The sequence below is a fragment of the Dokdonella ginsengisoli genome (assembly GCF_042652785.1).
Classification (GTDB): Bacteria; Pseudomonadota; Gammaproteobacteria; order Xanthomonadales; family Rhodanobacteraceae; genus Dokdonella_A; species Dokdonella_A ginsengisoli.
Genome location: NZ_JBHSHD010000010.1, coordinates 777,165 through 790,453 on the forward strand (window position 1 = coordinate 777,165; position 13,289 = coordinate 790,453).

Here is a 13,289-nt window from a genome sequence, read left to right on the forward strand (position 1 = left end):
GTCACGATCGCGCCCGTGCCTGTGCGTGCGTCAGCGGCCGTCGTTGCCGCGCAGCCCGCGCGCGTGCAGCGCCGCCTGCAGGCGGTCGGTTGCGCCGATCTTCGGGAACAGCTGGCGCAGGTAGCTCTTCACCGTGCCTTCGGTGATGCCGAGCGCGTTGGCGATGCGCTTGTTGCTCAGGCCCTGGCCGAGCAGCGCGAGCACCTGCCGCTCGCGCTGGGTCAACGTCTCCTCCTCGCGCGAACCGCGCCGCAGCAGCTGCAGCAGTCGCGCCTGCACGGGACGGTGGATCCAGCTCTCGCCGGCGGCGACGTGGCGGATCGCCGCCAGGATCTCGTCGCGGCTGGCGTCCTTGAGCAGGAAGCCGTGCGCACCGGCGCTCAGCACCGCGTGCACTTCGTGGTCCTCGAAGAAGCTGGTCAGGATCATGATGCGCAGCTCCGGCCGGGCGTCCAGCAGCGCGCGCACCGCGTCGGGCGCCGGCAGGCCGGGCATGCGCAGGTCGAGCACGACGACGTCGACGGCGTGCCGGCCGACGAAGGCGAGCGCGGCCTGCGCCGAATCGACCTCGCCGGCGACGACGATGTCGGCTTCCTCCTCGAACAGCGAGACGAGGCCTTCGCGGACGATGGCGTGATCGTCCACCAGCAGCAGGCGCGCGCGTGGCGTCGCCGCGGCGCCGGCATCGGCGAACGGCGCCGTCGTGGTCGAATCGTGAGCGGCCAGAACGGGATCCTCCGTGCGCATCGCGCGCAGTATAGGCCGGCGCGCCGAGCGCGCCTCCCTGTCTTCGGAGGGGGCTGCGCCCCTCTCCGATGAAGCCCTCCGGCGGAGACCGCAGCGTCCTTTCGCACGAACGGTACGGTTCGCCTCCACCGACGGATGGTCCGCCGACGATGCCGAACCTAGCCTGCCGTCATCGCTGCACGACGTGCACGCGACGCCCCGTTTCCAGCACAGGACCCTCCATGCGATTCCATCCTCTCGCCGGCGCCGTCTGCGCCGCCATCGTGGCCGGCTCGGTCACCGCTTCGCCGCTCAAGTCCCTCGATCATCCCATCAACGATCCGGCCCTGGATTCGATCCAGCAGATCGCCGGCACGCGGCCGTTCGTGAAGACCACCGACGCCGAGCCGACCATCGCCGAGTACGGCGCCTCGCTCGTCTCGGTGTTCCGCACCGTCGGCGCCGAGGTCGCCGCCAACGAGCAGGGCCAGCCCTACCTCGTCAGCAACAAGCGCCTGGCCTATTCGCACTCGCAGGACGGCGGCCGCAGCTGGCGCAGCGACTACCTGCCGCCGCTGCCCGGCAGCACCACCACGCTGGGCTACGGCATGGTCGCCGCCGACCGCACTGGCCGCTTCTACGCCAGCGGCCTGGGCGCCGACGCGGATGGACGCACCACCGTCACCGTGAACCTCTCCGTCGACGGCGGGCGGCGCTTCGCCGCCGCGGTGCCGGTCGACGCCGCCGGGCGGCCGGACCGCCCGTGGCTGGCCACCGGGCCGGCGCCGGGCGCGCGCTGGCGCGACAACGTGTACCTGAGCTGGGTGAGCTTCGACGACAGCGTCGGCTCCAGCGTGCTGCGCTTCGCGCGTTCGACCGACGGCGGCCACACGTTCACCACGCGCACGGTGTTCGCGCCGGCGCCCGATCCCGATCCGAACCATCCGCAGAACACGGTGCAGTTCCCGACCGTCGCGGTCGATCCGCACGACGGCCGCATCTACGTCGCGTTCCTCCAGTTCGGCTTCGTCTCGCACGACTACCTGCGCATCCTGAAATCCGACGACGGCGGCGAGACGTTCCATCCGCTCGCCTTCAACCGCGCCGATGCGCCATCGCCGCAAGTGATCCCGGTGGTGCAGCCCGGCACCTACACCGAATGCGGCGCGACGCGTTTCGATCCGCCCGGCGGTCCGCCGCAGTTCGCGGCCAACACGGTGCTGACCCTGCACAGCGGCCCGGACATCGGCGGCTCGGTCAGCGGCGCGCCGCGCTACGTGCACGCCACGCGCATCAACCTGCAGCCGATGCTGGCCGTGTCCAAGGGCGTGATCCACCTGGTGTGGTCGAACTCGACCAGCCAGGTGTTCGGCGAGGCCACTTCCGGCGCGGACATCCTGTACATGCGTTCGGACAATGACGGCGCGACCTGGAGCGAGCCGCAGGCGGTCAACGCGGGCGCCGGCGGCAGCGGCCGCAGCGTGACACCGGCGATCGCGATCGGCTCGTTCGGCGGCGAGGCGGCATTGCCGCTGCTGCCCTCGCCGCGCAACGTGCACATCACCTACTACACGCAGGAGCCGGACGGCACGCTGAGCTTCAATCTCGCCCAGTCGCGCGACCGCGGCCAGAGTTTTCCGGACGCGAGGAAGCGCCGTCTCAACGCCCGGCCGATCGCGCTCGCACCGACCAGCGTGCCGCTGCCGACGGCCGCCAATCCGTACCAGACCACGAACTACGACCGCCTCGTCGCGCAGTGTTCCTCGCTGGGCGAATACACCGGCCTGAGCGTGGGCCTGGGCGTGGTGCACGCCGTGTGGGGCGATTCCAGCGCGACGATGCGCCAGCCGGTGGATCCGCTCGATCCGCTCTCTGGCCAGACGCACGCCAAGGAGAACGTGCACTTCACCGGCCGTCCGGCGATCTTCTGACGAAGCGCGGCGCCACCGGAAAGACGGAGCCCGGGCCGCCGCCGCGGCCCGGGTTCCGCTTCGACTCAGTCGGCGCCCGGCTCGAAACCGTCGGCGAAGATGCGGTCGAAGCCGATCACCTGCGCGGCCTCTTCGGGCAGGTTCGCATGGTGCAGCAGCAGCAGACCGCTGGCGCCGTTGGCGGCGAGATTGGCCGCGTCGAGGGTGCCGTGGATCACCGAGCCGTCCTGCTCGAACAGCAGCGCCGCCGGACCGCCGTCGGTCACCGGAATCACGAAGCCCGGCGCGTTGCCGTCGTAGGTGAACGGACCCGGCACCCGCGAATGGGTGCCGTTGGCGGTACCGCATTGCGTCGGGTCGCGGTCGATGCGCGCGCACAGGTGGTTGAACGACGGGCACACCGCCACGGCGTAGTCCAGCTTGCGCTCGCCGTCGGCCAGGCCGAGGTTGGCGGCGGTGGCGCTGATCAGCAGCGTGTTGCCGTCGAACAAGTCGCCATCGCGCCTGTCCGGCGCGGAGAAGTTCGGCTGCGACACCAGCCTCAGGTTCTCCGGCGGCGTGAACATGCCGGTGACGTACACGTCCATCGGATCGTTCGACTTGTCGTCGATGAGGGCTGCGTAGTCGCCGGGCGTGGTCGTGAACAGCACGCGATCGTATTCCCCGTCGCGATCGGTATCCACGCAGACGTTGATCGACTGCGCGTTCGCCGTCGACCACGGGCCGAACGTGGCCAGTCCGAAGACGAAGCGGTCGTCGGCGTAGGTGGCGCCCAGGTACTGGATCTCCTGCGAGGCGCGCACGTCGTCGGCGTGACGGGTGCCGGTGTACTGCAGCTCGAGCACCGAGACCATCGACTGGCGATCGTCGGCTTCCGTCTCGCAGTCGGTGCCTTCCAGCGTGCCGGTGCACAGGCCGGTGCCGGCGATCTCGAGCGAGAGCTGCGCATCGTCGCCGCCGAGGCGGCCGGACAGGCGCGAGTGCGGCCGGTGCGCCATGTACACCGGCACGCGCGCCACTTCCTGCCCTGCGCTGGACACGATCAGGTCGGCCGATTCCTCGGCGATGTACTCGCGCGGCAGCGCGCCGATCTCGACGGCCGTGTCCGACGAGCCGGTCTGCGTGGCGGACACGCTCGGGTCGCGGTAGCGTTTCATCTGGCTGCCGGTGGCGACCATGCGCACCGGTACCAGCACCGACCCGCCGGCCGGCACCGCGACCTGCGAGGTCGCCCCGGCCAGCGAGAACGCCACGCCCGGCGAATCCAGCCGCGTCGACAGCGCCAGGTCCACGGTCTGTGCGGTCGACGTGCGGTTCTCCAGGCGGATGTCGCGCGTGACGTCGGCCGCGTCGACCACGTCGTCGTCGAAGGTCAGCGACACCAGTTCCGGGGCGGCGTCGTTGAACGCGACGATCGGCGAGACCGAGGCCGCCGCGTCGATGCGGCCGGCGCCGGTGCGGCTGGCGCCGTGGACGTCGAGCGTGCCGTTCGGACCGGTGGTGAGTTCGTGCCGCGCCGAGTTCATCGCGATGGCCTTGATCTGCGCCACCGAAGCGTCGGGGTTCTGCTGGCGCAGCAGTGCGGCCAGGCCGGCAACGTGCGGCGCGGCCATCGACGTGCCGCTCAGGCGAAGGCTTCGCCCGGCCGCGGTGTAGCCGCTCGGATCGGCGCTGACGCAGCCGGCCGGCGGAGCGTTGGCCGGAGCGGTGCAGATCACGCCGGTGAGGGCCGATTCGATGTTGGTACCCGGCGCGGAGAGATCGGGCTTGAGGATCGCCTGCCCGGGCACGCCGCTGGGTCCGCGCGAAGTCGAGGCGCTGACCGTATCGGCGCCGTTGGACAGGGTGACGTCGATGCCGCCGGCGAGGCTGGCGCGGAACGCGTCCGCATCGGCCAGGGCCAGGTTGGCCGAGGGGATCGTCACTTCGGGGATCGTCGTGTCGTCCGACATGCCGGTCACCTGGCCGGCGTCGCCGCTGGTCGCCACGTTGCCGATGATCGCGCCGACCGCGCCGTTGAGCTGCGCGTTGTAGGCCTTGAGCTTGAACGCGCAGCCGCCGCGATCGATGAAGGCGATCCTGCCCTGCACCGCCGCCGCGTTGGCGAACGGCGTCTGGCAACCGTCCTGCGCGGTTCCCGCGGGCGTGCCGCCCGGCGGCACCGTCTCCGTCGAGCCGTCGTCGACCGCGACGACCGCGGCCGTGACGCCGGCCGGCGGCACGGTCGGACCGAACAGCGCCGAGCCGGTCGTCTTGATGCCCGCCAGCGCCTCCGGCGCGTTCACCACGACCGGGCCGCTGACGCCGCTGTCGAGCGTGTTCGCCACGCTGATCGCGTGGCGCGACGCGGCCGGAGAGCCGTTCACGAAATAGGTGTCGCCGTCGTTGCCGGCCGAGATCACCACGATCATGCCGGCCTCCACCGCGTTGTCGGCGGCCAGGCTGGTGTCGTCGTCGGGCTGGCCGAACGACGAGCCGAGCGAGAGATTGACCACGTCCAGGTGATCGGAGACGTCGTCGTCGCCGTTCGGGTCCTGCGCCCAGTCCAGCGCCTTGATCGTCAGCGTGGTGGTGCCGCCGCAGCCGAACACGCGCAGCGCGTACAGCTCGGCGCCGGGCGCGACGCCGGGTCCGATGCGCAGGCCGGCGAAGTCGGTGCCGGTGTTCCACGGGCCGGCGAACGGCGTGCCGTCGTCGCGCACGCCCAGTCCACCGGCGATGCCGGCCACGTGCGTGCCGTGGCCGCCGCAGTCCATCGGGTCCGGATCGGGATGCGGCGTGGAGGTGGCCGTGGTCCCGGCGTTGTAGTCGTCGCCGGCGAAGTCGGTGCCGCCGACCACCTTGGCGGTCGGGAAGGACGGCGCGCCGCCGATGGCGTCGCTGATCACCGTGCGGTCGTTGGCCTGGTAGTCGGCCAGCAGCCCGCTGCCGCCGAACATCGGATGCTGGTAGTCGATGCCGGAATCGATGATGCCGATGCGCACGCCGGTGCCGTCGGCGCCGGCGGTCGCCAGCGGCGTGCCTTCCCACAGCTGCGGCGCGTTGATGAACGGGACGCTGGTCGACAGGCTCGGCTTGTGTTGCGGCAGCGGGCGCACGGATACCACGCCGGGCAGGCGGCCCAGCGCGGCGATGTCGCCGGCGTCGACGTTCAGCGCAATGCCGTTGAGCACGCGGCCGACGCGATAGAGTTCCGTCGCGGCGATGCCGCTGCCGGCCAGGCGATCGGCGAAGCGCACCTGCGCGGCGCGGTTGGTGGACACGACGCCGCGGGAAACCTGCCCCGCCGCGCTGCGCGCGACCAGCCCCTTGCCGCCGCGCGCGAACGAGCGCGCGTAGGCGACCGAGGCCGGCGTTCCCTCCAGCGTGACGAAGACGTCCACGCGACCGTGGCTCTGCGAGGCGGCGAGCCTCCCGCCGGCGGCTGCGAGCGACGGCGGCGGATCGAGCCGCGCGGACGCGGCGCCCGCCGCGCCGGCAAGCGTGACGGCCACGGCCGCGGCCAGCGCCGTCAACGGCTTCGTTGCGACGGCCCGCTTCGCGGCGGCCGCCTCTGTATTGAGTGATTTCATGAAGAACCTCGAGAGCTGAACGATGGTTCGCACGACGCCGCCGCAGCGGCGGTCGTTCCTGAAGGGAAATTTCGCTCCGGGCGACCGCAATCCCGCCGCATGGCCGGTCCTGCGGCTTGCATCGCGGAATGGATATTTGAAAATGAATAATCCGAATGAATGGACGAATAATCCATTTCCATTCCGATGCGGCATTCACCCGTAATGCAAATTTCCCATTTCGAATCTAGCGAGCGGTTCGGCCGCGGACCACTGTGCAAATCCGGCCCGGGGCACCAGCGCGCTGTACGGGATTTCGCATCGCCGGCGAGAAGCCGGGACGATCGGGCGCGGACGATCATGCGCGGACGGCGGAGGCGGCACCGCTACAATCGCCATCCACCTGCCGCCGCGGTCCGCCCGGATGCCTGCAATCGACCTGCCGCCCGCTGCCGCCCACTCCGCCCCGCCGGCTGACGGGCGCCGCCGCGGCTTCGCCTATCCGGCGACGTTGCTCGGCCTGTTCGTCCTGCTCTGGCTCGTGCTCGCCATTGCGCCGTGGTACCGGCAGGACTGGCTGCTGGAAAACGTGCTGGTGTTCGTTGCGATCCCGCTGCTGGTCGTCACGGCGCGGCGGCAGCGCTTCTCGAATTTCGCCTATACGCTGCTGTTCGTGTTCTTCTGCCTGCACGAAATCGGCGCCCACTACACCTATTCGATGGTGCCGTACGACCAGGCCTTCCAGGCGCTCACCGGCCGTTCGCTGGACGCGCTGCTGGGCTTGCAGCGCAACCACTACGACCGCCTCGTGCATTTCTGCTTCGGCTTGCTGCTGCTGCCGGCCACGGCCGAGCTGCTGGAGCAGCGCGCCGGCCTTCGCGGCGCCTGGGCCGCGGTGCTGCCGGTGCTGGTGATCGAGGCGCTGTCGGCGATCTTCGAGCTGATCGAATGGGCGGCCGCGACGGTGTTCGGCGGCGACCTCGGCCAGGCCTATCTCGGCACGCAGGGCGACGTCTGGGATGCGCAGAGCGACATGGCGCTGGCGCTGCTGGGCGCATCGATCACCCAGGCGCTGCGCATCGCGTGGCGCCGCCGCGGCCTCAGCCGGTCCACTGCCCGCCGTTGATCGAGAACGTCGCGCCGGTGACGAAGCCGGCGTCCTCGCGCGCCAGCCAGGCGACCAGCGCGGCGATTTCCTCGGCGCGGCCGAGCCGGCCGACCGGAATCGAGGCGATCGTCGCTCTCAGGATCTCCTCGGGCACCGCGGCGACCATCTCGGTGTCGCAGTAGCCCGGCGCGACCGCGTTCACCGTGATGCCGCGATGGGCACCTTCCAGCGCCAGCGAGCGCGTGAAGCCGAGCACGGCCGCCTTGCTCGCCGCGTAGTTGGTCTGTCCGGCCTGGCCGCGCTGGCCGTTGACCGAGCTGACGTTGACGATGCGGCCGTAGCGGCGTTCGCGCATGCCCGGCACGACCGCGCGGCACAGGTTGAACAACGAATCGAGATTGGTGCGCATCACCTGGCTCCATTGCTCGCGCGTCATCTTGTGCAAGGTCGCGTCGCGCGTGATGCCGGCGTTGTTGACCAGCACGCGGATCGGGCCGAGATCGGCTTCGACGCGCGCCACGCCGGCGGCACAGGCGTCGAAGTCGCCGACGTCCCAGCGGTACGCGGCGATGCCGGTTTCGCGCCGGAACGCCGCGGCGGCGTCCTCGTTGCCGTGGTAGACGGCCGCGACCGCATGCCCGCCGGCCTGCAGCGCGAGCGCCACCGCGCGGCCGATGCCGCGCGTGCCGCCGGTGACCAGTGCGGTGCCGCTCACGGCACGAAGCCCGATGCAGGCACGGGCCGCAGCGAGCGCGCGTCGCGCGCAGCGGAAGAATCGGCTTCGGTCGGCATGGCGGCTCCCGTGGAAAACCCGTTCCGTACTGTGCCGCGGCCGGCGCAAGACCTCTTGATCCGGATCATCGTCGACGACGGACGCTGCCGGTTCGTGCCGATGCCACCTTGCGCATCAGCCTTTCATCAGCACGGGAAACGCCGCGTTGTGCAGCACCTCCCGCGTCGCGCCGCCGAACATCCATTCGCTGAAGCGGCTGCGGCCGTAGGCGCCCATCACCAGCAGGTCCGCATCCAGCCGTTCGGCCTGCTCGAGCAGGGTGCGGCCGGCGTGCGCGTCGGGTTCGCGGCAGGCCATCACGTCGTGGTCGATGGCGTGGCGGCCGAGGTACGCGGAGAGATCGAACGGCGGATCCCAGTTGGCCATGTAGGGGTTGCGCGCGGCGCCGGCCAGCACGACGACGTGCCGCGCGCGATGCAGCAGCGGCAGTGCGGCGCGCACGGCGCGGATCGCCTCGGGCGAACCGTTCCAGCCGATCAGCACGCGCTCTACGCGCACGTGCCGCGTCCACTCTCCCGGAGCGACCACGCACGCGCCGCCGCTGGCGAGGACGAGCTGGCCGATCTGCGCCGCGCTTCCCCAGGCCAGCTGCGGATTGCGCTCGAGCACGAAGAGGTCGAGCCAGTTGCAGGCGTGCGCCAGGACGTCGGGCAGGTAGCCCTGCACGACCTGCCACGCCGCCCGCGCGATGCCGCGCTCCTTCGCATGCTCGCGGAAGACGCGCCGTTCGGCGCAGGCCGCATCGACGGGCGCGGCGCGCACGTCCTCGGGCAGCGATGCGAGCAGCGGTGGCGCCGGAGGAACGTGGAATCCGGTGAACGAGGCGTTCGCCCAGGCGGCCAGTCCGGCGGCGTATTCGACACCGGGCGTCCAGGCCGCGGGATCCTGCACGTTGACGGCGATCTCGAGCACGGGCGATTCCTCTCCGGCGCCGGGTTTCGTCGGCGACATGGCCGATGGTGCCCGCCGGCACGCCGCCGCCTGTTGATCCGCGTCAAGCGGAGGCGACCTCGCGGTCGAGACCGGTACCGTCGAGACCGGCACCTTCGAGATCGGCACCGTCGCGGTAGTCGGGTACGACGGTGGTCCAGCCCAGCTCGCGCTCGACGTGCTGGCGCATCGCGTCGGCCGCCACCGGCTCGCCGTGAGTGACGAAGGTGGTGCGCGGCGCCGCCTGGAAGTGCCGCAGCCACTGCACGATCTGCGCATGGTCGGCATGCGCCGACAGCGAAGTGCACACGGCGACCTCGGAGCGCACCGGCACGTCCTGTCCGTGGATGCGCACCGAGGCAGCGCCGGCGAGCATCGACGCCCCGCGCGTGCCGGCGGCCTGGTAGCCGGAGAACAGGATCGTGTTGCGCGCATCCGGCGCGAATGCCTTGAGGTGATGCACGACGCGGCCGCCGGTGGCCATGCCGCTCGCCGCGACGATGACCATCGGCCGCTGCAGGGTGTTGAGGTGCCTGGATTCCTCCACGCTGTTCACGTACTTCGCCACGTGGCACATCGCGGCGCACTCGCCCTCGTCCAGGCGGTGCTGGTCGCGGAAGCGCCAGTACAGGCCGGTCACGTCGACCGCCATCGGACTGTTCAGATAGACCGGAAGATCCGGCGGGATGCGCTGCGCCGCCTTCAGGCGCGCCAGACAAAGAAGCAGGGACTGCGCGCGTCCGACCGCGAACGCGGGCACCACGACCACGCCGCCGCGGCGGATCGTGCGCGTGACGACGGATTGGATCTCGTCCAGCGGATCGACGGCCGGATGCAGGCGGTCGCCGTAGGTGGATTCGACGACGAGGTAGTCGGCCGCGCCGATCGGGCTGGGCGGCCGCATCAGCGGATCGTCCGGCCGCCCGAGGTCGCCGGAGAACACGATCCTGCGCGTCGCGTCGGCGAGCGTCACGATCGCCGCGCCGAGAATGTGGCCGGCCGGATCGAAGCGCGCGGACAGTCCGCCGCCCAGGTCGATGTTCTCGCCGCTGCCGATCGGGCGGAACCGGCGCAGCGAGGCCAGCGCGTCCTCCTCGGTGTACAGCGGCAGCGGCGGATGGTGCTTTGAAAATCCGCGGCGGTTGGCGTAGGCAGCGTCCTCCTCCTGCAAGCGGCCGCTGTCGGGCAGCAGGATCCTGCACAGCTCGAACGTGGCCGGCGTGCAGTAGACCGGGCCGCGGAAGCCGTTCCTGACCAGCAGGGGCACGTAGCCGGAATGATCCAGGTGCGCATGGGTCAGCACGACCGCGGCGATGCTCGCCGGCTCGACCGGCAGCGCCGCGCGGTTGCGCAGGCGCAGCTGCTTGAGCCCCTGGAACAGTCCGCAATCGACCAGCACGCGCGTGTCGCGCGACGTCAGCAGGTATTTCGACCCGGTGACCGTGCCGGCCGCGCCGAGGAACTGGATGCGCATCGTCGGATCCCTGGTGTGCCGCCTGGCGCGGCCGCTGCGGTCCAGCGTAGGCCCGGACGGCGCGGGCCGCTTGATCGACGTCAAGCGCGCCGCACGCGCGGTCTTGATCGCGGTCAAGCCGGCAGCCACGCGCGGCAGGCACGCTGGCACTCCCCATCCGCAGCGGACGAAACCATCATGAGCGTGGAAACGACGACCCTTCTGCTCCTCCTCGGCGGCGCGCTGTTCCTGCTCGTCCGCTACGGCCGGCGCGCGCCGGCCGCCGTCCGGGTCAGCGTGCGTCCACGTCGCCGCCGCTGACCGGCGAGGTCTTCCCGGCGAGCAGCTCGCGTATCGCGGGAACCAGTTCGGCCGCCAGCCCGATCGCATTGGTCGCGTGCGGGACCGCATCGGTGCTGACCACGCGTGCCGCTCCGGCTTGCAGCAACGCGCGATCGCAAGCGTCCGCGAACAGGCCGTGCACGACGACGCAGACCGGATCGGCGCCGCCGAGCCGGCGCACGCGGGACACGGCCTGGATCAGCGTGCCGCCGGACGCGGCGATGTCGTCGAGCAGCACCGGCGTGCGTCCCGCCGGCAGCGCCGCGCCGGGGATCGACACCTCGACGTCGCGGTCGCCGCGGCGATGTTTCGCCAGCACCACAAACGGCGCCTGGATGCGCGCGGCCGCCTCCTGCACCCACTGCCGGCTCTCCTCGTCCGGGCCGATCAGCAGCGGAGCGGCGACGTTGGCGCGGATCCATTCCGCCACCGGCGGCATCGCCGACACGCGGCGGGTCGGCATGGCGAAGATTTCCGCCAGGCTCGCACGCCGGTGCAGATGCGGATCGACGGTGACCAGCCAGTCGAAGGTCCACGACAGGAATGCCGCGTAGTGCGTGGAACTGACCGCCTCGCCCGGATGGAAACGTGCGTCCTGGCGCATGTAGGCAAGATACGGCGCGACCAGCCCGACCCGCCGCGCACCCAGTTCGCGCGCCGTGCGCGCGGCGAACAGCAGCGGCAGCGCGAGATCGTCGGGATCGCGCAGCGAGCACAGCACGATCACTTCGCGGCCGCGGCAATCGCCGTCCAGGCGCACCAGCGATTCGCGGTCCGGAAAACGATGCCGGAGGACGCTTCCGGTGATCGCATCCAGGCCGCAGGCCAGCTCGCCAGCCAGGTCGAGCCCTTCCGCGAAGGCGAGCAGCAGCGGCTTCACGGCGCGTCCTCCACCACGATCATGTCGGTGTGACGCGCGAAATAGCCGCGCGCGTAGTCGAGTTCGCCGCGCGTCTGCGCATGCAGCGTCAGCAGCGGTTCGCCCGGCGCGACGGGCTGGCCGACGTGGGCGTGCAGCCGGAGTCCGGCCGCCGGCGCGCGCGGCGCACCGGCGAGCTTGGCCAGGCGCGCCAGCCGGCGGTTGTCGAACCGGCTCACGATGCCGCTGCGCGGAGCGGGCAGCTCGATGCGCTGCGGTGCTTGCGGCGGCTCGCTCAGGCCGCCCTGCGCCACGCAGATCGCCTCGAACTTGCGCCAGGCCGAACCATCGCGCAGCAGCCGGCAGGCGCATTCCCTGCCCTCGCCGGCGCGCACCGCAGGATCGAATTCGAGCGCGACGCCGGCGAGCTCGAGCGCGCTTGCGCGCAGGTCGTCGGGTGCGTCCGGCTCGCCGCGCAGCACGGCCAGGACGTCGCGCGCCTCCAGCGCCGGGCCGATGCCGTTGCCGACCGGCTGCGTGCCGTCGGTGACGCGGAGCGTCGCGTGCAGGCCGGTCGCCCGCGCGACCGCCAGCAGGCGTGCGCCCAGCGCTTGCGCGGCCTGCACGCTGCGGATCTTCGCCGTGGGTCCGACCGGCAGGTCGAGCACGACGTGAGTCGCCCCCGCCGCCAGCTTCTTCGACAGCACGCTGGCCGTCAGCTGCGTGTCGCTGTCGACGTCGAGCGGGCGCTCGACGCGGATCAGCGTGTCGTCGGCCGGACTCAGGTTGGCCGCTCCGCCCCACACGAGGCAGCCGCCCTCGCGCTCGACCACGCGGCGCATCGCGGCCAGGTCGAGATCGACCGGCGCGAGCACGGCCATCGTGTCCGCCGTCCCCGCCGGCGAGGTGATCGCGCGCGAGGACGTCTTCGGAATCAGCAGGCCGGCCGCGGCGACGATCGCCACGACGATCGGCGTGGTGCGGTTGCCCGGCAGGCCGCCGACGCAATGCTTGTCGACCACCAGCGCGCGCGGCCACTGCAGGCGATCGCCGACGCGGACCATCGCGCGCGTGAGCGCGACGGTTTCCTCCAGGTCGACGCGGTCGCCGACTCCCGCCGCGACGAACGCGGCGAGCTCGATGTCGGACAGGCGGCCGGCGACGGCATCGCGCAGCAGGCGCAGGTACTGCTCCTCGTTCAGCGCGTGGCCGTAGAGTCGGGCGCGCAGGTCGCCGGCCGATTCGGCCTGCGGCGGATGGGCGAAGGTGGCCAGCGCTCCTTCGCTCGCGCCGAGGCGCCGCCACGCCGCCTCGGACAGGCCGGCGACGTCGGCGGCGAAGCGCTCGCCGGTGAGCACGTTCAGCGTCGCGACGATGGAGCGCCCCTGCGAACTCACGACCACGCGCGAGAGCGATTCGAAGCCCTCCGAACGGCACACGCCGCAGTCGCGGTGCATGTAGACCACCGACTCGCGGTAGGTGTCGATGCCGATGCGCGTCAGCCGCAGCGGCGAAACTCCGGGCGAAGGGAAAGCGCCGGCCGCGCAGCGGCTCGCATCGCTGGAAAGAACCATGGGAAGAATCCGGGCGCGCACG

Annotated in this window: 10 protein-coding genes; 3 read left to right on the plus strand and 7 right to left on the minus strand. The window is 71.6% G+C overall.

Annotation, left to right across the window (positions count from 1 at the left end; translation table 11 throughout):
- Positions 1–30: 30 nt before the first annotated feature.
- The gene (locus tag ACFO6Q_RS15610) at positions 31–747 is read right to left on the minus strand and encodes a response regulator (protein ID WP_380022027.1); all 717 of its coding nucleotides are present in this window, start codon (positions 745–747) and stop codon (positions 31–33) included.
- A gap of 221 nt (positions 748–968) precedes the next feature.
- On the opposite strand from ACFO6Q_RS15610, the gene ACFO6Q_RS15615 reads away from it, so the two are divergent.
- Entirely contained in the window at positions 969–2,657 is a 1,689-nt protein-coding gene (locus tag ACFO6Q_RS15615) for a sialidase family protein (RefSeq protein WP_380022028.1), read from the plus strand.
- A gap of 65 nt (positions 2,658–2,722) precedes the next feature.
- Here ACFO6Q_RS15615 and ACFO6Q_RS15620 read toward each other — a convergent pair whose 3' ends face one another.
- Positions 2,723–6,172, minus strand: a complete 3,450-nt coding sequence (locus tag ACFO6Q_RS15620; RefSeq protein WP_380022029.1) for a S8 family peptidase — start codon at positions 6,170–6,172, stop codon at positions 2,723–2,725.
- A 460-nt stretch (positions 6,173–6,632) separates the two neighbouring features.
- On the opposite strand from ACFO6Q_RS15620, the gene ACFO6Q_RS15625 reads away from it, so the two are divergent.
- Positions 6,633–7,334: a DUF2238 domain-containing protein gene (locus ACFO6Q_RS15625; RefSeq protein WP_380022030.1), complete on the plus strand. Its 702-nt coding sequence runs from the start codon at positions 6,633–6,635 to the stop codon at positions 7,332–7,334.
- On the opposite strand, the gene phbB is transcribed toward ACFO6Q_RS15625, so the two are convergent.
- From phbB to ACFO6Q_RS15640, 3 genes are all read right to left on the minus strand, one after another.
- Complete coding sequence (gene phbB, locus ACFO6Q_RS15630) at positions 7,309–8,031, minus strand: acetoacetyl-CoA reductase (RefSeq protein WP_380022031.1); 723 nt, start codon at positions 8,029–8,031, stop codon at positions 7,309–7,311. The two genes, ACFO6Q_RS15625 and phbB, sit on opposite strands and share 26 nt — an antisense overlap.
- Before the next feature lie 192 nt (positions 8,032–8,223).
- Positions 8,224–9,021 (minus strand): universal stress protein, encoded by a 798-nt coding sequence (locus tag ACFO6Q_RS15635; protein WP_380022032.1) that lies wholly within the window; start codon positions 9,019–9,021, stop codon positions 8,224–8,226.
- Between the two features lie 82 nt (positions 9,022–9,103).
- Positions 9,104–10,513 (minus strand): MBL fold metallo-hydrolase RNA specificity domain-containing protein, encoded by a 1,410-nt coding sequence (locus ACFO6Q_RS15640; RefSeq protein ID WP_380022033.1) that lies wholly within the window; start codon positions 10,511–10,513, stop codon positions 9,104–9,106.
- Between the two features lie 177 nt (positions 10,514–10,690).
- On the opposite strand from ACFO6Q_RS15640, the gene ACFO6Q_RS15645 reads away from it, so the two are divergent.
- A complete protein-coding gene (locus ACFO6Q_RS15645) occupies positions 10,691–10,813 on the plus strand; it encodes a hypothetical protein (protein ID WP_380022034.1) in 123 nt (40 codons plus the stop codon).
- On the opposite strand, the gene ACFO6Q_RS15650 is transcribed toward ACFO6Q_RS15645, so the two are convergent.
- Positions 10,785–11,714, minus strand: a complete 930-nt coding sequence (locus ACFO6Q_RS15650; protein ID WP_380022035.1) for a ribose-phosphate diphosphokinase — start codon at positions 11,712–11,714, stop codon at positions 10,785–10,787. The genes ACFO6Q_RS15645 and ACFO6Q_RS15650 overlap by 29 nt on opposite strands.
- Entirely contained in the window at positions 11,711–13,267 is a 1,557-nt protein-coding gene (locus ACFO6Q_RS15655; RefSeq protein WP_380022036.1) for a thymidine phosphorylase family protein, read from the minus strand. The genes ACFO6Q_RS15650 and ACFO6Q_RS15655 overlap by 4 nt, the downstream gene beginning before the upstream one ends.
- Positions 13,268–13,289: the final 22 nt, after the last annotated feature.